Origin of the sequence: Pseudomonas sp. MEJ108, assembly GCF_030208985.1 — a bacterium.
GTDB classification, from domain to species: Bacteria; Pseudomonadota; Gammaproteobacteria; order Pseudomonadales; family Pseudomonadaceae; genus Aquipseudomonas; species Aquipseudomonas fragariae.
The window spans coordinates 22,896-40,072 of sequence record NZ_JARVSW010000039.1 but is presented as its reverse complement, the minus strand read 5'-3'; the positions used below and the strand labels follow the sequence as shown (position 1 = coordinate 40,072).

Below are 17,177 nucleotides of genomic sequence, written 5' to 3'. Positions count from 1 at the left end.
GTGCTGCGTGCCTCAGCCCTTGGCATTCGGCGTTTTTTTGATCAGCCCCTTGCTTTCCATGTCCTTGATCTTGCGCATCTCGTAACTGTCACCCGACTCGGCAAACACCTGAAGATTCTGCAGGATATGGATGGTCTTGATGTAATCAGGCAAGAGCGCGTTGGCGTATGGATCGCCGCTCAGCGCTTTCTCTTTCATGTCGATGATCCGACTGGCAAAAAACTCCAGCGCATTGATTTCCTTGCTGGGGTCGACCAGTTTGCCTTTCTTGTCGAACTCGTCGCCTGCGCGACTCATCAACTCAGCGGTGTGATTATCGATCATGCCGAACTTGTACAGGATCATCCCCGCTCTGTTGAGATCCTTGGGGCTTATCTGTTCAGGATTGAAGCCCTTGAACAGCGGTTTCATCTTGCGTTTTTCCATCGCCAGGGAATTGAGCGCAATCGAATTTTCGCCCACCTCCTGAAGCACCTGGGTCACCTGTGCCGCAGCTTTCTTGACCTTGACGCGTTCAGGAGGCGCCGCGACGTTTACCGGCGGAAAGTCGCCCCATATTGATTTGGCCATGTGTCACTCCAGATATGAATGTGTTCGAACTTCATATCGGGGCCAGCACGGCATGATTAATAGGCGTGCAAAAATCCATACCTGCCCTACAGTGCCACAAGACAGCACTTACATAACTCGGTGAAACTTCTCACACATAATCAAGCCGTCAGCGTGAATAAGCGCGCACGCGCAACCAATAACCGCGGTCTTGCAGCAACTGCCAGAGGCTGATTATTTAACGTACTTCTGCAGGTTGGCCATCATTTCCTTCAGCGCCTCGCCAGTGTCGGCAGGGTGCGCTGCGTTGGCGAAATCACCCATCGCCTGCCACTGCGCCGCGACGTCTTCCGGGCTGAAGCCTGCCTGCGGGTCGAAACAGGCTCCCTGACTGCGCTGCCAGCGGACCTTGCCGATCCAGCCACCGCCCACTTCGAACAGCTCGCCACTGCTCTGGCATTGTGCGCTGCACAGGTACACCACCAGCGGGCTGACCAGCTCGGGCTTGAGCAGCTCGAAGACATTGGCGGGAATCAGCCCCTCGGTCATGCGTGTACCGCCCGTCGGCGCTATGGCGTTGACGAAGATGCGGTGCTTGCGACCTTCCAGCGCGAGGGTGCGGGTCAGCCCGTAAAGCCCCAGCTTGGCCGTCGCATAATTGGCTTGCCCGAAGTTGCCGTAGATACCGGACGTCGATGACGTGAAGATCACCCGTCCGTCATTCTGCTCGCGCAGATAAGGCCAGGCAGCATGGGTGACCTTATAGGCCCCCTCGACATGGACACGATAGACCAGGTCCCAGTCGGCGTCCTCCATTTTGGCGAAGGTCTTGTCACGCAGAATGCCAGCGTTGTTGACCAGCACATCGATGCGCCCGAATGCGTCCAGCGCATGCTGCACAATGCGGCCGCCCTCGGTCACCGAATCATGGTTGGCTATTGCAGTGCCGCCTGCCGCGCGAATCTCGGCCACGACGCAATCGGCGGCAGACGCGCTGGCCCCTTCGCCATGCGCAGAACCGCCCAGATCGTTGACCACCACTCGCGCACCATGTTTCGCAAACAGCAGCGCATGAGCCCGACCCAGCCCACCCCCTGCGCCGGTCACAATCACGACTTTATCGTCAAAACGCACTGACTCGCTCATCGCTGGCTCCATGCCTCAGAAAGACGTTGCGATGAGTGTCGTCCACGCCCTGCACAGCCACAATCAACACCTGCTGTGCTGAATCATTCCCCATAAAGGAGCGCGATATTTTCAGCCCAGATGCTTGATGAACGCTTCCAGCCACGGCTCGGCGTCGGTTTCCGGGGTGACGCTTTCGCTTCCGTCCAGACGCAACATGTCCTGCACTTCGCTAACGCCCAACTCAGCGAACAGTTCGCGCATCTGCTCACCGCCTGCGCAGAAGGTGTCGCCGTAACTGGCATCGCCCAGTGCGATCACCCCACCAGGCAATCCACGCAGCTCGCCTGGCAGACCGTCGCGCAGCGCTGCATAAAGAGGCATGAGGTTGTCGGGCAACTCGCCCATCCCGGTGGTCGACGTCACAGCAAGGAGCGCCTGAGGCTCGAAGGCGAGCAGATCCGGCAGCATAAGGCGCGGATTGACGAGGGTCTCATGGCCGGCGGCACGCAACAGTGCAGCGGCGTGTCTGGCAACTTCCTCGGCCGATCCGTAGACCGTTCCACACACGATGGCGACTTTCATGGTTATTCCTGCAGCAGCTTAAAAAAGTGAAACATTATGCCTTAGAATGCCGTCTGAATTTTCTACGGACCATTCTGCCTTCGGTCTGCCCGAAGAAGCACAGCAGAGCTGAAACACTTGAATGAAAAAATATGACGGATGGCCAGAACACTTTGCGGAATCAATGGTCTGTGTTCTCAATAACCGGTTAGACCGAGCCTCCGCCCATGCAACCTGATTCACTTCTCACCCAGGCTGAGCTGGATTTTATCCAGAGCATGCAGCGCAACCCCCAGTTGAACGTACGTGACAGTACGCGCAGTCTGCTGGTCAATGGCGGCATCCAGATTCAGGATCTGCTGACAAAGCTGGCCGCTCATGAGCAGGTCACGATTCATGCGCAGTTCGAGAATCAGCAGATGAATTTCCCTCTGCACCTGGTCGAGGACGAATTCCACGCACTGCATCTGGAGCTCGGCGCGCCGAGTATCTTCGAAGAAGGTCCGAAGATCCGCCCATGGCGACTCGTGCTGGAAGAGCCGATCCCTCTCGAAACCGAAAAGGGCGCACTGAGAGCGCTGTGGGTCCACGAGTTGTCGTTCAAGGGCGTACTGCTCGAGTACCGCAAGGAAGGCAAGCTGCCGAGAAACTTTTCAGCCTGGTTCAACCCGCCGGGTCAAGCGCCTATTCCAATGCGCGGCAAGCTGGAGCGAATGATCGGGCAAAACGTCGGTGCCTATCACTTCAGCAAGCATGGCAAGGACGATGCCGAGCGCCTGCGTCAGTACATCCTGCAAGAGCATCGTCGCAAACATCCGTCCCTGCACAAGTAACCCGCCTGCCCGGCAACGCTCTACCGGTCTCTCAGCGTTTCAGGAATAATCCTTGCTTGCTGTTCACGTGAAGCTGTCGCTATCCACCATCCCGGATCGCGGCATGTGACCTCCCTACCCGGGAATTTCACGCCTCTACCGGAGATATACAATGTCTACCTCACCCGTCACCTTGATGGTTGCCCGCCGCGTGGCGCAGGGTCGTTACCATGAAATGATGGCCTGGCTGCACGAAGGCGAACAGTTGGCCACGGACTTTCCGGGGTATCTGGGTTCAGGGGTACTGGCTCCCCCGCCCGGCGATGACGAATTTCAGATCATTTTCCGCTTCACCGATGAGCACACCATGCACGCCTGGGAGCATTCCGCCTCTCGGCGCTCCTGGCTGGTGCGCGGCAGCGGTCTTTTCGCACAACCCTCGGAGCATCGGGTCAGCGGTATCGACGGCTGGTTCGGCGCAATCGATCAGCGCCCGCCACGCTGGAAACAGGCCGTCGCGATCTGGCTGGCGTTCTTCCCCGTGTCGCTGATCTTCAACTTTCTGCTGGGCCCGTTGCTCAATCATCTGGACCTGTTGCCGCGCATCATGATCAGCACCGCGGTGCTCACCCCGCTGATGGTCTACCTGTTCATCCCGCTGTCCACGCGCCTGCTGGCACCCTGGCTACAGAGCACGCCGGCACCGGCACGCCCGACGCAATCACCTTCCCCTCGCTAAGCTCATAAAGACCTGTACACCCCCTACCCTTCGGTACAGGTCTTGGTCGCTCCTCGCTCCCTCTCATTTCCCCGGCCATCCCGTGCCCAGCGGCTGCGCGCGCTGGCTTGACGAGTTTCATGATACCCAGGGTTGTACAAAAAAATTCTCTGGTATAACTTTGCCTGTAATCTGGAAGAAACAATCGACCGTACAATCCCCGTCCACTCCCGATAACCGATACGTGAGCTGTCGATGGCAATCTCTTCTGCACCTGTCCTGATCACCGGCGCCAGCCAGCGCGTAGGTCTGCATTGCGCCTTGCGTCTGCTCGAACACGGGCAACGGGTGATCATCAGTTACCGCACCGAGCACGAAAGTGTGACGGAATTGCGCCAGGCTGGAGCGGTGGCCATCCACGGGGATTTTTCTTGCGAGGCTGGGATCATGGCCTTTGTCGAGCTGTTGAAAACCCAGACCTCGAGCCTGCGGGCCATTGTCCACAATGCTTCCGAGTGGCTGGCAGAAACACCGGGCGATGAAGCCGGCAACTTCACCCGCATGTTCAACGTGCACATGCTGGCGCCCTACCTGATCAATCTGCATTGCGAGTCGTTGCTGACCGCCAGTGAGGTCGCTGACATCGTGCATATCAGCGATGACGTGACCCGCAAGGGCAGCAGCAAGCACATCGCCTACTGCGCAACCAAGGCCGGCCTGGAAAGCCTGACGCTGTCCTTCGCTGCCAGGTTCGCCCCGCTTGTCAAAGTCAACGGCATAGCACCGGCGCTGTTGATGTTTCAACCCAAGGATGATGCGGCCTACCGCGCCAACGCCCTAGCCAAATCGGCCCTGGGCATAGAGCCTGGTGCAGAGGTGATTTACCAGAGCCTGCGTTATCTTCTGGACAGCACCTATGTCACCGGCACAACACTGACCGTAAACGGCGGACGGCACGTCAAGTAAGCCGCCCCGAGGATCATTCTGATGAGTTCGTCCCTGCCCCAGCACTATCGAGACATTCTGCTCGGCCTTGGTGAAGATCCAGACCGCGAAGGTCTGCTGGACACGCCGAAACGCGCTTCCAAAGCCATGCAGTACCTGTGTCATGGCTACACCCAGAGCGTCGAAGAAATCGTCAATGGCGCGCTGTTCGCCTCCGATAACGATGAGATGGTCATCGTCCAGAACATCGAGTTGTACTCGCTTTGCGAGCACCACCTGCTGCCGTTCATAGGCAAGGCGCATGTCGCCTACATTCCGACCGGCAAGGTGCTGGGTCTGTCGAAGATCGCACGCATCGTCGACATGTTTGCCCGCCGTCTGCAGATTCAGGAAAATCTGACCAAACAGATTGCCGATGCGATTCAGAAAGTCACCGGAGCCGCCGGTGTAGCGGTGGTCATCGAAGCCCAGCACATGTGCATGATGATGCGCGGCGTCGAAAAGCAGAATTCGACCATGAATACGTCAGTGATGCTCGGCGCCTTCCGTGACTCGAGCACCACGCGCATGGAGTTTCTGCAATTGATCGGACGGAGCAGACAATAATGGCAAGACTCGAACCTGGCACCGCACGCATCCGCGTCAAGGACCTGCGCCTGCGCACGTTCATCGGCATCAACGAGGACGAAATCCTCAACAAACAGGACGTGCTGATCAACCTGACGATTCTGTATGCCGCTCAGGAAGCCGTGCGGGATAACGACATCGAGCATGCCCTCAACTATCGCACCATCACCAAGGCCATCATCCAGCATGTCGAGGGTAATCGCTTTGCCCTGCTGGAACGACTGACCCAGGAAGTGCTGGACCTGGTGATGAGCCACGAGGCGGTAACCTACGCTGAAGTGGAAGTCGACAAGCCGCACGCCCTGCGCTTTGCCGAATCGGTATCGATCACGCTCGCCGGTCAACGCTGAAACTCTTATCATGACCTCAACCGTCAACTGAAAAGAGCCCGTCATGACCGAGCAAGAACGCCTCGAACTCGAAGCCGCAGCCTTCCGCCGACTGGTCGCGCATCTGGACAGCCGCAAGGATGTCCAGAACATCGACCTGATGAACCTGTCCGGCTTCTGCCGCAACTGCCTGTCCAAGTGGTACAAGGCCGCTGCTGACGAAAAGCACATCGACCTCAGCCTCGATGATGCGCGTGAAGTGGTTTATGGCATGCCGTACAGCGAGTGGAAAGCCCGCTACCAGAAAGAAGCGAACGCCGAACAACAGGCGGCGTTCGTCAAGGAAACCAAACAAAATGACTGATCTGAATTCCCTGCGCACCAGCCTGAGCAGCGGCGAGCATGCGTTTGCCGACACCCTGGCATTCATCGCCGACGGCTATGACTATCAGCCTCAGGCCTTCAGAAACGGCGACGTCGACAATGCTGCCGGGCAAAACGAAGGGTCGTGCAAGACCCTGGGCCTGGCATTGCTGGAAGGCTTGACTGACGAAGAGGCACTGCTGGCGTTCGGCGAGCATTACCGCTCGGTGCAAGCCACACCTGAAGGCAGCGACCACGGCAATATCCGTGCGCTGATGGCGAATGGTCTGGCGGGTGTGAAGTTTGCAGGCGAGCCGCTCAAGCGCAAGGCTTGATCAGAGCTTGAGCACCGCTGCTCCTTGTCGCGCGGCGCAGATATATCCAGCAGAACGCAGCGAACTTCGTGCCAATGCAAAGCATTGGCACGAAGTGAATCAGACGGCAACGATCAGAACGATACGTCAGCCAGCCCGTCCAGGTAGCGCTCGACATCGAGTGCCGCCATGCAGCCGGCACCGGCCGAGGTAATGGCCTGGCGATACACGTGGTCGGCCACGTCGCCGGCAGCGAATACGCCTTCGACGCTGGTCGCTGTGGCGTTGCCTTCACGGCCACCCTGCACAACCATGTAACCGTCCTTCAAGGCCAGCTGGCCGTCGAACAACGAGGTGTTCGGCGTGTGGCCGATCGCGATGAACACGCCGTCGACTTTCAGCTCGCTGCTGCTGCCGTCGTTGTTCTTCAGGCGCGCACCGGTCACGCCCATGTTGTCACCCAGGACCTCGTCCAGCGTGGCGTTGAGCTTGAGTTCGATCTTGCCCTCGGCGACACGCGCGTGCAGCTTGTCGATCAGGATCTTCTCGGCACGGAAGGTTTCGCGACGGTGAACCAGGGTCACCTTGCTGGCGATGTTGGCCAGATACAGCGCCTCTTCCACCGCGGTGTTACCCCCACCGACCACCGCGACTTCACGGTTGCGATAGAAGAAACCGTCGCAGGTGGCGCAGGCAGAAACACCCTTGCCCATGAACGCTTCTTCTGAAGGCAGGCCCAGGTAGCGGGCGCTGGCGCCGGTGGCAATGATCAGGGCGTCGCAGGTGTAGGTCGCGCTATCGCCCTGCAGGCTGAACGGCTTGCCGGCCAGATCAACCGAATTGATGTGGTCGAAGACGATTTCAGTCTCGAAACGCTCGGCATGCTCACGCATGCGTTCCATCAGGGCAGGACCGGTCAGGCCGTGCGGGTCGCCTGGCCAGTTATCAACTTCTGTAGTCGTGGTCAATTGGCCGCCAGCCTGCATGCCGGTGATCAGCAGGGGCTTGAGGTTGGCGCGAGCGGCGTAGACCGCAGCGCTGTAACCGGCAGGGCCGGAACCGAGAATGATCACTCGGGAATGACGTACGTCTGACATGACACACTCCTATCGACCGACCGTTTACGCCGCGGTCGGGACGGCTGGATAAAAAGGACCACCGAAACGCTTGGGGAAGCGTCATTTGCTTCGGCGGGTCCTGAAAATTCTGACCTGAAGGACAGGTCCTGGATTGCCGAACAGCCTATCGGGGCCGCAGAGGTTAAGGAAATATCGTTTCACAATCCACCCTATAGGTCACTTCTATAGCGTGGGCGCCTGAAAGCAGCGCATGGGTGACGAGCCATTCGGATAATCTTCCTTCGCCAAGGATACGCCACAAGTCTGGCATGCTCAAAAACCGTCGGCGCTCAGCTCTTTCATGGCCATCACAAAGCCGGTAAGGTCACGCCTTTCAAGCACTCGGAGACTCCCATGCCCGCTCCCGCCCTTACCGGCCCGCAATACCTGAGAGAGGGCCTGAAACTGGTCCTCAGCCCAGGCTTGCGCTTGTTCGTTCTACTGCCATTGAGCATCAATGTGGTGTTGTTCTGCGGCCTGATCTATCTGGCGGTGCATCAGTTCGAGCTGTGGGTCGACACCTTCATGCCGACCCTGCCTCATTGGCTGAGCTTTCTCAGTTACATCCTCTGGCCACTGTTCGTGGCGCTGGTGCTGCTGATGGTGTTTTTCACCTTCACCGTAGTCGCCAACATCATCGCCGCGCCATTCAACGGGTTTCTGTCCGAAAAGGTCGAAGCCGTGGTTCGTGGCGTAGACGAATCGCCCGATTTCAGCTGGGCCGAACTGGTCGCCATGGTGCCCCGCACCCTGGCCCGCGAAGCACGCAAGCTGGGCTACATGTTGCCGCGCATGCTCGGCCTGTTCATCCTGTCGTTCATCCCGGTCGCCAACATCATCGCCGCCCCGCTATGGCTATTGTTCGGGGTGTGGATGATGGCGATCCAGTACATCGACTACCCCGCCGATAACCACAAACTGGGCTGGAACGAAATGCTCGGCTGGCTGAAGAGCAAACGCTGGCAGAGCCTGAGCTTCGGCGGCATCGTCTACGTTGCCTTGCTGATCCCGGTGGTCAACCTGCTGATGATGCCTGCTGCAGTGGCCGGTGCAACGCTGTTCTGGGTGCGCGAGCGCGGCGCGGATGCGTTGCCGGTGACTCACGCACGCGGCTGACACGCGGCTGAATGAAGACATGCCGGACCGCGCCATGCGGTTCGGCACACCCGAAGAAAAAAATCACACACATATAAATATGCACCGCAACTCAACCTGCCAGTTGGGGCTAAATGGGGCCTCAACCAACCCGTTCATGTGAAGCCACCTTCCATGAAACCAGGCGACACATGAACTTAACAAGGAAGTTAAATCATGAATGCTCAAGTAAATCCTGCTGCACTGGCCGCTGACAACGCTACCGTTCAGGAAAAGATCCGCGCCTTTCTGGTCAGTGAACTGGCCGAATGGTCGATCAACCCGGACAACGTGTACATCAACGGTGTGAACGACCCCGAAGAGCGCATCGTCATCAGCTCCACTTCGCTGACTGCCGAAGCTGAAAACCGTGTTTTCGAGAAAGACGCCCCTGCCTACTCCACCCGCACCGCCGGCCTGTTCACCGTGGCGTATTCGTATGCCGATGAACATCGTCTGGCGGCACCGGATCTGGCCAAAGTGGGCGAAGTGATCGGCCAACTGGTTCGTGATCTGGGCTGAGTGCCCCGCTTGACCGGCTGAGTGACGACTACGCCTGAGAGCGTGCCGAACAGATAACGAGTTATCTGTTCGGCACTTCGGCGTTAAAAGGGAGGCTTCTTACAGCTATATATCAGTATTCCCACAACCAGCTTATATAACTCCATTCCGTGTAACGGCAACAGCTTGCCGCAAGCAGACACTATTTGCCGAGATATGAAAAAACATTACACGTAGGAATATTGCGTAGGACATATCTTCCCGACCTCTAATACAAGATCGCAACGGTGCAGGAACAAGCAATATATTAAATATGGCATCATCCTTGCTCTCCTGATTAAAAAAAACAGGAGTAATCGCTATGGAAATAAAAACAGAATCTGTCGCAGAACAACTCTCCTCCTACCGACCGGCATCCCTCGAAAGACTACCGGAAAACCGTTCAGGTCGGTTTGCAAACCTGTTGAACGATGCCATCACACAGACAGAGAAAAAACCTCCAGCCGCAGCACCCGCAACACTCGGCAATGCCCCGCTCGACTCGCTTCATGGATAGCATGACTATCGAACAACGCAGATCCAGTGTGGAGGATAAAGACTTCGTGCCTATGCCTGCGGCAATGGAACGTGCGCGAGGGATTTTCAAATGACCCATACCGACAATGTTTCGCCATTTCCTAATGTAACCCCATTGGGTTGTACAGCCTATGCGTTTACCTATTAACTATTCCGCGCAGTCTCACGCCAACTTGCTCACCTTACCGACGCCCTATCACCAATCCATCACACAACCGCCACATAACCGAAATGTAATCAGTCGACACTGCTCTCATGAGCCAAATTCTTAATGTCACCCTGATCACTGAAACCTTTACTCCCGAGATCAACGGCGTCGCCAATACCCTGGGGCGGCTGTGTGAAGGGTTGCGGTTGCGTGGGCATCGGGTCGAGCTGGTCCGGCCACGTCAGAACGACGAGATCGGCGCGGGCACTGCAGAGGATCTGCTGCTCTGCCGGGGCTGGCCGATACCGGGTTACCCGGGGTTGCAGTGGGGTCAGTCTTCGATGCACAAGCTGCTGCGGCGCTGGCAGCGGCGTCGGCCGGATGTGCTGTACATCGCCACGGAAGGGCCGCTGGGGCTCTCGGCACTGCGCGCAGCGCGGCGCCTGGGGATTGCGGTGATCAGTGGCTTCCATACCAACTTCCCGCAGTACACGCAGCAGTACGGCATGGGGTTCATCACCCGCTTGCTGACGCACTACCTGCGCTGGTTCCACAATCGCTCGCGCATGACGCTGGTGCCGAGCATCAGTCAGAAGGTCGAGCTGGAGCGGCGTGGCTTTGAGAGGATCGAGCTGTTGTCACGTGGCGTCGACAGTCAATTGTTCAGCCCGTCCAGACGCTCGCAGCCTTTGCGAGAGAATTGGGGTCTGCAAGCCGATGATGTCGCGGTCCTGCATGTCGGCCGCCTTGCCCCCGAAAAAAACCTGAGCCTGCTCAAAGCCTGTTTCGAGGCGCTCAAGGACAGTTACCCGCAGCGTAATCTGAAATTGGTGGTCGTTGGCGACGGGCCTCAACGCGCGCAGCTGGAGCAGCAAATTCCGGAGGCGATTTTCTGCGGCACCCAGCGCGGCGAGGTGCTGGCGACGCACTATGCCTCGGCCGATATGTTTCTGTTTCCCAGCCTCACCGAAACCTTCGGCAATGTGGTTCTCGAAGCACTGGCCTCAGGCCTGGGGGTGGTCGCCTACGATGAAGCCGCAGCCGGGCAGCATATCCGCCATGGCCACAACGGTGCGTTGGCCATGCCGGGTGACGAGGCGGCGTTCATCGACGCGGCACGCTGGTTGCTGGAGGACAGTGAGACGCTGCGCCGCGTGCGTCTCAACGCCCGGCAGCATGCCAGCCGCCAGGGCTGGACAGCGGTCATCGATCAGTTCGAGCGTCAATTGCGCGAGGCCTGCCCGAGCCAGAACGCTGCAAGCGTCAAAGAGATCAAGTCGGTAGCCAGCAAGAAAATCAGACCAGTGTCGTCAGTGCGTCTCGACTGAAGGGCAGGATGTCCTGCTCGCGCCCCTCGCGCACTTTCAGTGCCCAATCAGGATCGACCAGCAGCGCGCGCCCCACCGCCACCAGATCGAACTCGTCGTTGCCCAGTCGCTTCAGCAGATTTTCCAGGCTGGCCGGTTGAGCGACCTTGTCGGTGTTGACCATGAATTGCAGGAACTCGCCGTCCAGTCCGACGCTGCCGACAGTAATGGTCGGTTTGCCGGTCAGCTTGCGCGTCCAGCCCGCCAGGTTCAGGTCGGAGCCTTCAAACTCAGGCTCCCAGAAACGCCGGGTAGAGCAATGAAAGATATCCACACCTGCATCAGCCAGAGGCTGCAGGAACTCGCCCAGCGCCTCGGGCGTTTGCACCAGGCGCGCGGTGTAATCCTGCTGTTTCCATTGTGAGAAACGGAAAATGATCGGGTAGTCCGGGCCTACTGCGCCGCGCACGGCCTTGATCAGTTCGAGAGCAAACCGTGAGCGGTTGGCGAGGCTGCCGCCGTACTCGTCGCTACGCTGATTGCTGCCCTCCCAAAAGAACTGATCGACCAGGTAACCGTGAGCCCCATGAATTTCGACACCGTCCATGCCAATCGCCCTGGCATCGGCGGCAGCCTGGGCAAAGGCCGCTACGACCTCGTCGATGTCCTGCTTGCTCATGCCATGCACCAGCACCTGACCGTCCTTGACCTTCTCCATCGGCCCGTAGGCAGGCACGCTGCCGTCCGGCTCGGTGCCAGGACGGCGAACTGCGCCGACGTGCCAGAGTTGCGGGACGATCTTGCCGCCCTCCGCATGCACCGCCTCGACCACCTTGCGCCAGCCGGCCAGCGGCGCTTCGCCGAAAAACTGCGGGACGTTCGGATAACCGTTGGAGGCCTTGTGATTGACCGTCGTACCTTCGGTGATAATCAGCCCGACGCCTGCAGCAGCGCGCCGCCGGTAGTACTCGACGACATTCGAGTTGGGCACGTGCCCTGGCGAGAACGAGCGGGTCATGGGGGCCATGACCACACGCGAGGACAGCTCCAGGCTGCCCAGACGGAAAGGCGTGAACAAGGCTTCTGCCGACATGCGCAACTCCTGTGAAATGGTCGATTGCCATCAGGCGCGCAGAATATCGCCGGGCGTCAGCGGCGGCCCAGTACTATTGATCTGGCTGATTTGAGTTCAGAAGCGACGAGCGCGCAAGAAAGCCGGGCGAATGCTAAATGCTACCCCGGCTCTACGATCAGCTTTGCGCCAGGGCCTTTTCGATGGCCTGGATCACCGCAGGATCATCCGGAGTGGTACGCGGAGAAAAACGTGCGCTTACACCGCCGTTCTTGCCAACCAGAAACTTTTCGAAGTTCCAGGTGATATCCCCGGGAAACTCGGCACCCTCGCCCGCCAGCAAACGGTAAAGCGAGTGCCGGTTGGGGCCGTTGACGTCGAGTTTTTCACCCAGCGTAAACGTCACGCCATAGTTGAGTTGGCAAAATTCGGCGATGTCTTGCTCGGTACCCGGTTCCTGCCCGGCAAACTGGTTGCACGGCAGACCCAGTATCTCCAGGCCCTGGTCCTTGTACTGCTGATAGAGGTTTTCAAGTGCCGCGTACTGCGGTGTCAGCCCGCATTTGGACGCGACGTTGACTACCAGAACCACTTTTTTTCTGAAATTCGCCAGCGGCAGTTCCTGGCCACCCAGCGCTTTCAATTTGATGTCGTGAAAAGCACTCATGAGAACCCCTTTTGAAACAAGTCGCCCCAGGCTACAACCCGAAAAAAGGCACCGTGACCGCACGCGTAACGAAAGTCGTCATCGCAGAACAGCCAGGGCGCCTTTTCAGTGCCTGAGCTTAGCAGCACAAATCAGTGTTGATGACCGCCTTCGCCGTGAACATGGCCGTGAGCCATTTCTTCTTCACTGGCATCACGGATGGCCACAACCTTCACGTCGAAGTTCAGGCGCTGACCCGCGAGCGGATGGTTGCCGTCAACAGTGACGTCGTCGCCATCCAGATCACGGATGGTCACGATCTGCATGCCGCCATCCGGGCCGGAAGCGTGAAACTGCATGCCGACTTCAAGCTTGTCGACGCCTTCGAACATGCTGCTGCTCAGGGTGCTGACCAGTTCGGCCGAGTACTCGCCGTAGGCGTCTTCGGGCTCGACGGCGACTTTCACCTGCTCGCCTACTTCCTTGCCTTCCAGTGCCTTTTCCAGGCCCGGGATGATGTTGCCTGCACCTTGCAGGTAAACCAGCGGCGCACCACCGGCAGAACTGTCGATGACCTCACCAGCGTCGTTGGTCAGGGTATAGTCAATGGAGACAGCCTTATTGGCGGCGATCGGCATGGGGACAAGACCTTTTGCTTAAGATTGAAGAACGGGCAAGTTTAACCAAGCAATCGCCCGAAAGCGAACGCAACTCTGACGGACGGCCCTGATTGGAAAGTTCAACCGTTATCGGTTTCAGCCAGGATGAAGAAGGGCACTGGATTGCGCTACTGTCCTGCGGCCACACTCAGCACCTGCGTCATCAGCCTCCCTGGCAGTCACGCGCCTGGGTACTGGACCCTGCACAGCGTCAACAGATGACCGGTAAAGCCTTTCGTTGCGGCTGGTGTGCGAACGCTGCGGATAACGATAGTCTTGCGGCAGAGAAATCGCGTTAGACGGTTTCCGGACTTTTTCGGTCGGCAGCGGTTCCCTATGTGCTGCGACCCTTGCACTGCTCAATCGAGAAGCCAGTATGCAGACTTTTTTTATCGCCCCCACTGACTTTGGCGTGGGGTTGACCTCCATCAGCCTGGGACTGGTGCGCACGCTGGAGCGCGCTGGTTTGAAAGTAGGCTTTTTCAAACCGATCGCCCAGCCACATCCCGGCGATCTGGGCCCCGAGCGCTCGACCGAACTGATGGCTCGCACCCATGGCCTCAAGCCGCCCAAGCCTCTGGGACTGGCGCATGTCGAGCGCATGCTCGGTGATGGTCAACTGGATGAACTGCTCGAAGAGATCATCAATCTTTATCAGCAGGCAGCTGTCGGCAAGGACGTGCTGGTCGTCGAAGGCATGGTCCCGACCCGCAGCGCGAGCTATGCCGCACGGGTCAATCTGCATTTGGCCAAGAGCCTGGATGCCGAAGTCATTCTGGTCTCTGCTCCGGAAAACGAAGTGCTCGCCGATCTGTCGGGCAGGGTCGAATTGCAGGCCCAGCTGTTTGGCGGCCCCAAGGATCCCAAGGTGCTGGGCGTGATACTCAACAAGGTGCGCACCGAAGAAAGCATGGAAGTCTTCGCCTCGCGCCTGAAAGAGCACTCCCCCTTGCTGCGCAGCGGCGACTTTCGCCTGCTGGGCTGCATTCCGTATCGCGCCGAACTCAACGCGCCGCGTACCCGCGATGTGGCCGAGCTGCTCGGCGCGCAGGTGCTGAACGCAGGCGACTATGATCAGCGCCGCATGACCAGAATCATCATTTGTGCGCGGACCGTGCTCAATACGGTTCCACTGCTCAAGCCGGGGGTGCTGGTGGTGACGCCGGGCGACCGCGACGACATCATCCTGGCGGTGAGCCTTGCGGCAATCAACGGCGTACCGCTGGCCGGCCTGCTGCTGACCAGCGATACCGTGCCCGACCCACGCATCATGGAGCTGTGCCGCGGCGCACTGCAGGCGGGGCTGCCGGTGCTGTCGGTCAGCAGCGGTTCGTATGACACGGCCAATCGCCTGAATCAGTTGAACAAGGAAATCCCCATCGATGACCGCGAGCGCGCGGAAAACATCACCGACTTCGTTGCCAGTCATCTGGACGCCAACTGGCTGCACCAGCGCTGCGGCACACCCCGTGAGCTGCGCCTGTCGCCCGCGGTGTTTCGCTATCAGTTGATCCAGCGCGCGCAGGCGGCCAACAAGCGCATCGTGCTGCCTGAAGGCAACGAACCGCTGACCATTCAGGCTGCCGCCATCTGCCAGGCGCGCGGTATCGCGCGTTGCGTGTTGCTGGCCAGGCCCGAGGAAGTGCATGCCGTTGCGCAGGCGCACGGCATCGAGCTGCCGCAGGGGCTGGAAATTCTTGACCCGGACCTGATTCGTGAACGCTACGTTGCGCCGATGGTGGAACTGCGCAAAAGCAAAAGCCTGAACGCGCCCATGGCCGAGCAACAGCTCGAAGACCCGGTGGTCATCGGCACGGTGATGCTGGCGCTGGACGAGGTCGACGGGCTGGTGTCCGGCGTCATTCACTCCACCGCCAACACCATCCGCCCGGCCCTGCAACTGATCAAGACCGCGCCAGGCTGCACGCTGGTGTCTTCAGTGTTCTTCATGCTCTTTCCCGAGCAGGTGCTGATGTACGGCGACTGCATCATGAACCCGCATCCGAGCGCCAGCGAACTGTCCGAGATTGCCTTGCAAAGCGCCGACTCGGCCACTGCGTTCGGCATCTCGCCACGCGTGGCGATGATCAGCTATTCCAGCGGCAACTCGGCCAGCGGCGAAGAAGTCGAGAAGGTCCGCGAAGCCACGCAACTGGCACGCGAAACCCGCCGCGATCTATTGATCGACGGGCCGCTGCAGTATGATGCGGCCGCCAACGAACAGGTCGCCCGGCAGCTGGCTCCAGACAGCGCGGTCGCAGGACGCGCCAACGTGTTCGTGTTCCCCGACCTGAACACCGGCAATACCACGTACAAGGCGGTGCAACGCAGTGCCGACTGTGTGAGCATCGGCCCGATGCTGCAGGGCCTGCGCAAACCGGTAAACGATCTGCCGCGCGGCGCGCAGGTCGACGACATTGTCTACACCATCGCGCTGACAGCCATACAGGCCGACACGCTGTCCTGATACCTGACCCGAGTGCCGCAGAGCAGTCTGCGGCTTCCGATAACTTGCGGAGCCATCTTCCTAATGGATTTTCTGCCTGCCCCGTTACGCGGCGTCATTGCCTCGCTGTTGCTGGCGCTGAACACCATCGTCTGCTGCACGGTGCTGTTCGCGGTCACGATCCTCAAGATCTGCCTGCCCTTCTCTGCGGCACAGCGCTTCACCGACTGGCTGATGAGCCACATCCATGAAACCTGGATCGGCAACAACAATGCCTGGATCAGACTGCTGTGCCACACCCGCTGGCACCTGAGCGGCCTGGAAGGGCTGGATTACCAGCACTCGTATCTGGTCACCAGCAATCACCAGAGCTGGGTCGACATCATGGTCTTGCAGTACGTGCTCAACCGACGTATTCGCCCATTGAAGTTTTTCCTCAAGCAGGAGTTGATCTGGGTCCCGGTGATCGGTCTGGCGTGGTGGGCGCTGGGCTTTCCGTTCATGAAGCGCTACTCCAAGGCGTACCTTGCCAAACACCCGGAAAAGAAAGGCAAGGACCTGGAAACCACTCGCCGCACCTGCGCGAAGTTTCGCCATAACCCGGTGGGGATTTTCAACTTCGCAGAAGGCACGCGCTTCACGGCCGGCAAACACGCGCAACAGAACTCACCCTTCCGCCACCTGCTCAAACCCAAGGCCGGCGGCATTGCCTTCGTGCTCGATGCGATGGGCGAACAGCTGGAATCGATCATCAACGTGACCATCCACTACCCTGGCGGACAACCCGGCTACTGGGACCTGCTGTGTGGGAATGTGAAGGAAGTGGTTGCGCACTTCGAAGAGATCAAAATCCCGCAGCAGTTTCTCGGCAAGAATTACGACCAGGACGGCGAATACCGCCTGGAATTCCAGCAGTGGATCAATACGCTATGGGAAGAGAAAGACCGACTGCTGGACAGCCTGCATGAGCAGTATCCGGCGCCGCATTGATATTGACTTGTGGGAAGTGGAAGCGAGCTTGCTCGCGAAGAGGCCATCAAGGCCGCCGCAAGCCTGACGTTTCAGCCATCCATCGTGCCAATGCTCCGCGTTGGCATGCCGTTCTGGACGCTCTGCGTCCTCTTTGCGACGCAGAGCGTCGCGAACTGCATTGCCACGCTGGAGCGTGAGGAACGATGATCTCAACTATCGTGATGATACTCTGCGTCCGCATTCAGGCGGACG

At 58.9% G+C, this 17,177-nt stretch carries 19 protein-coding genes and 2 pseudogenes; 14 read left to right on the top strand and 7 right to left on the bottom strand.

What is annotated here, in order from left to right; translation table 11 throughout:
• Window positions 1–12: 12 nt before the first annotated feature.
• From QRN50_RS17385 to QRN50_RS17375, 3 genes are all read right to left on the bottom strand, one after another.
• Complete coding sequence (locus QRN50_RS17385) at window positions 13–570, bottom strand: hypothetical protein (RefSeq protein ID WP_011266774.1); 558 nt, start codon at window positions 568–570, stop codon at window positions 13–15.
• A gap of 213 nt (window positions 571–783) precedes the next feature.
• Window positions 784–1,695, bottom strand: a complete 912-nt coding sequence (locus QRN50_RS17380; protein WP_096127121.1) for an SDR family oxidoreductase — start codon at window positions 1,693–1,695, stop codon at window positions 784–786.
• Window positions 1,696–1,806: 111 nt separating this feature from the next.
• Entirely contained in the window at window positions 1,807–2,259 is a 453-nt protein-coding gene (locus QRN50_RS17375) for a flavodoxin (RefSeq protein WP_024652336.1), read from the bottom strand.
• A 206-nt stretch (window positions 2,260–2,465) separates the two neighbouring features.
• Between QRN50_RS17375 and QRN50_RS17370 the strand changes: the two genes are divergently transcribed.
• From QRN50_RS17370 to QRN50_RS17340, 7 genes are all read left to right on the top strand, one after another.
• Window positions 2,466–3,071, top strand: coding sequence for a hypothetical protein (locus QRN50_RS17370; RefSeq protein WP_004406840.1), 606 nt, complete (start codon window positions 2,466–2,468; stop codon window positions 3,069–3,071).
• Between the two features lie 151 nt (window positions 3,072–3,222).
• On the top strand, window positions 3,223–3,789 hold the full coding sequence (locus QRN50_RS17365) for a putative antibiotic biosynthesis monooxygenase (RefSeq protein WP_003346204.1): 567 nt from the start codon (window positions 3,223–3,225) through the stop codon (window positions 3,787–3,789).
• A gap of 234 nt (window positions 3,790–4,023) precedes the next feature.
• Window positions 4,024–4,734 carry a dihydromonapterin reductase gene (gene folM / locus QRN50_RS17360; RefSeq protein WP_024640124.1) on the top strand — a complete coding sequence of 237 codons (711 nt, stop codon included), beginning with the start codon at window positions 4,024–4,026 and terminating at the stop codon, window positions 4,732–4,734.
• Window positions 4,735–4,755: 21 nt separating this feature from the next.
• Window positions 4,756–5,319 (top strand): GTP cyclohydrolase I FolE, encoded by a 564-nt coding sequence (gene folE, locus QRN50_RS17355; RefSeq protein WP_003346200.1) that lies wholly within the window; start codon window positions 4,756–4,758, stop codon window positions 5,317–5,319.
• Entirely contained in the window at window positions 5,319–5,690 is a 372-nt protein-coding gene (folX, locus tag QRN50_RS17350) for a dihydroneopterin triphosphate 2'-epimerase (RefSeq protein WP_003316983.1), read from the top strand. Before folE ends, folX begins: the two co-directional genes overlap by 1 nt.
• Window positions 5,691–5,733: 43 nt before the next feature.
• Window positions 5,734–6,033 (top strand): DUF1244 domain-containing protein, encoded by a 300-nt coding sequence (locus QRN50_RS17345; RefSeq protein WP_024660895.1) that lies wholly within the window; start codon window positions 5,734–5,736, stop codon window positions 6,031–6,033.
• Entirely contained in the window at window positions 6,026–6,367 is a 342-nt protein-coding gene (locus tag QRN50_RS17340; protein ID WP_004406855.1) for a HopJ type III effector protein, read from the top strand. Before QRN50_RS17345 ends, QRN50_RS17340 begins: the two co-directional genes overlap by 8 nt.
• A 113-nt stretch (window positions 6,368–6,480) precedes the next feature.
• Here QRN50_RS17340 and trxB read toward each other — a convergent pair whose 3' ends face one another.
• Complete coding sequence (gene trxB, locus QRN50_RS17335) at window positions 6,481–7,443, bottom strand: thioredoxin-disulfide reductase (RefSeq protein ID WP_003316986.1); 963 nt, start codon at window positions 7,441–7,443, stop codon at window positions 6,481–6,483.
• A 375-nt stretch (window positions 7,444–7,818) separates the two neighbouring features.
• Between trxB and cysZ the strand changes: the two genes are divergently transcribed.
• The 4 genes and pseudogenes from cysZ (at window position 7,819) to QRN50_RS17315 (ending at window position 11,151) form a co-directional block, all read left to right on the top strand.
• The gene (gene cysZ, locus QRN50_RS17330) at window positions 7,819–8,580 is read left to right on the top strand and encodes a sulfate transporter CysZ (protein ID WP_003408742.1); all 762 of its coding nucleotides are present in this window, start codon (window positions 7,819–7,821) and stop codon (window positions 8,578–8,580) included.
• A gap of 195 nt (window positions 8,581–8,775) precedes the next feature.
• Window positions 8,776–9,120 (top strand): hypothetical protein, encoded by a 345-nt coding sequence (locus tag QRN50_RS17325; protein ID WP_024640126.1) that lies wholly within the window; start codon window positions 8,776–8,778, stop codon window positions 9,118–9,120.
• Between the two features lie 340 nt (window positions 9,121–9,460).
• Window positions 9,461–9,749, top strand: a pseudogene (locus tag QRN50_RS17320) (hypothetical protein).
• A gap of 181 nt (window positions 9,750–9,930) precedes the next feature.
• A complete protein-coding gene (locus tag QRN50_RS17315; RefSeq protein ID WP_096127122.1) occupies window positions 9,931–11,151 on the top strand; it encodes a glycosyltransferase family 4 protein in 1,221 nt (406 codons plus the stop codon).
• Here the strand turns inward: QRN50_RS17315 and QRN50_RS17310 are convergent.
• From QRN50_RS17310 to QRN50_RS17300, 3 genes are all read right to left on the bottom strand, one after another.
• On the bottom strand, window positions 11,120–12,223 hold the full coding sequence (locus QRN50_RS17310; RefSeq protein ID WP_096127123.1) for an NADH:flavin oxidoreductase: 1,104 nt from the start codon (window positions 12,221–12,223) through the stop codon (window positions 11,120–11,122). The genes QRN50_RS17315 and QRN50_RS17310 overlap by 32 nt on opposite strands.
• 157 nt (window positions 12,224–12,380) lie before the next feature.
• Entirely contained in the window at window positions 12,381–12,869 is a 489-nt protein-coding gene (locus QRN50_RS17305; RefSeq protein WP_024641116.1) for a glutathione peroxidase, read from the bottom strand.
• Window positions 12,870–13,000: 131 nt separating this feature from the next.
• A complete protein-coding gene (locus QRN50_RS17300; protein ID WP_004406868.1) occupies window positions 13,001–13,486 on the bottom strand; it encodes an FKBP-type peptidyl-prolyl cis-trans isomerase in 486 nt (161 codons plus the stop codon).
• 14 nt (window positions 13,487–13,500) lie between these two features.
• Between QRN50_RS17300 and QRN50_RS17295 the strand changes: the two are divergent.
• From QRN50_RS17295 to yihG, 3 genes and pseudogenes are all read left to right on the top strand, one after another.
• A pseudogene (locus QRN50_RS17295) lies at window positions 13,501–13,806 on the top strand (DUF3565 domain-containing protein).
• Between the two features lie 77 nt (window positions 13,807–13,883).
• Window positions 13,884–15,974 carry a phosphate acetyltransferase gene (gene pta, locus QRN50_RS17290; protein WP_060400108.1) on the top strand — a complete coding sequence of 697 codons (2,091 nt, stop codon included), beginning with the start codon at window positions 13,884–13,886 and terminating at the stop codon, window positions 15,972–15,974.
• A gap of 63 nt (window positions 15,975–16,037) precedes the next feature.
• Window positions 16,038–16,943 (top strand): 1-acylglycerol-3-phosphate O-acyltransferase, YihG family, encoded by a 906-nt coding sequence (yihG, locus tag QRN50_RS17285; RefSeq protein ID WP_024640129.1) that lies wholly within the window; start codon window positions 16,038–16,040, stop codon window positions 16,941–16,943.
• Window positions 16,944–17,177 lie beyond the last annotated feature (234 nt).

What these genes read in the sequence shown, in the direction of transcription:
- QRN50_RS17325 (WP_024640126.1), top strand. Translation starts at nt 8,776, where the DNA reads ATGAATGCTCAAGTAAATCCTGCTGCACTGGCCGCTGACAACGCTACC.
- QRN50_RS17375 (WP_024652336.1), bottom strand. Translation starts at nt 2,259, where the DNA reads ATGAAAGTCGCCATCGTGTGTGGAACGGTCTACGGATCGGCCGAGGAA.
- QRN50_RS17385 (WP_011266774.1), bottom strand. Translation starts at nt 570, where the DNA reads ATGGCCAAATCAATATGGGGCGACTTTCCGCCGGTAAACGTCGCGGCG.
- folX (WP_003316983.1), top strand. Translation starts at nt 5,319, where the DNA reads ATGGCAAGACTCGAACCTGGCACCGCACGCATCCGCGTCAAGGACCTG.
- QRN50_RS17365 (WP_003346204.1), top strand. Translation starts at nt 3,223, where the DNA reads ATGTCTACCTCACCCGTCACCTTGATGGTTGCCCGCCGCGTGGCGCAG.
- QRN50_RS17370 (WP_004406840.1), top strand. Translation starts at nt 2,466, where the DNA reads ATGCAACCTGATTCACTTCTCACCCAGGCTGAGCTGGATTTTATCCAG.
- trxB (WP_003316986.1), bottom strand. Translation starts at nt 7,443, where the DNA reads ATGTCAGACGTACGTCATTCCCGAGTGATCATTCTCGGTTCCGGCCCT.
- cysZ (WP_003408742.1), top strand. Translation starts at nt 7,819, where the DNA reads ATGCCCGCTCCCGCCCTTACCGGCCCGCAATACCTGAGAGAGGGCCTG.
- QRN50_RS17345 (WP_024660895.1), top strand. Translation starts at nt 5,734, where the DNA reads ATGACCGAGCAAGAACGCCTCGAACTCGAAGCCGCAGCCTTCCGCCGA.
- QRN50_RS17380 (WP_096127121.1), bottom strand. Translation starts at nt 1,695, where the DNA reads ATGAGCGAGTCAGTGCGTTTTGACGATAAAGTCGTGATTGTGACCGGC.
- QRN50_RS17310 (WP_096127123.1), bottom strand. Translation starts at nt 12,223, where the DNA reads ATGTCGGCAGAAGCCTTGTTCACGCCTTTCCGTCTGGGCAGCCTGGAG.
- QRN50_RS17315 (WP_096127122.1), top strand. Translation starts at nt 9,931, where the DNA reads ATGAGCCAAATTCTTAATGTCACCCTGATCACTGAAACCTTTACTCCC.
- folM (WP_024640124.1), top strand. Translation starts at nt 4,024, where the DNA reads ATGGCAATCTCTTCTGCACCTGTCCTGATCACCGGCGCCAGCCAGCGC.
- QRN50_RS17305 (WP_024641116.1), bottom strand. Translation starts at nt 12,869, where the DNA reads ATGAGTGCTTTTCACGACATCAAATTGAAAGCGCTGGGTGGCCAGGAA.
- yihG (WP_024640129.1), top strand. Translation starts at nt 16,038, where the DNA reads ATGGATTTTCTGCCTGCCCCGTTACGCGGCGTCATTGCCTCGCTGTTG.
- QRN50_RS17300 (WP_004406868.1), bottom strand. Translation starts at nt 13,486, where the DNA reads ATGCCGATCGCCGCCAATAAGGCTGTCTCCATTGACTATACCCTGACC.
- folE (WP_003346200.1), top strand. Translation starts at nt 4,756, where the DNA reads ATGAGTTCGTCCCTGCCCCAGCACTATCGAGACATTCTGCTCGGCCTT.
- pta (WP_060400108.1), top strand. Translation starts at nt 13,884, where the DNA reads ATGCAGACTTTTTTTATCGCCCCCACTGACTTTGGCGTGGGGTTGACC.
- QRN50_RS17340 (WP_004406855.1), top strand. Translation starts at nt 6,026, where the DNA reads ATGACTGATCTGAATTCCCTGCGCACCAGCCTGAGCAGCGGCGAGCAT.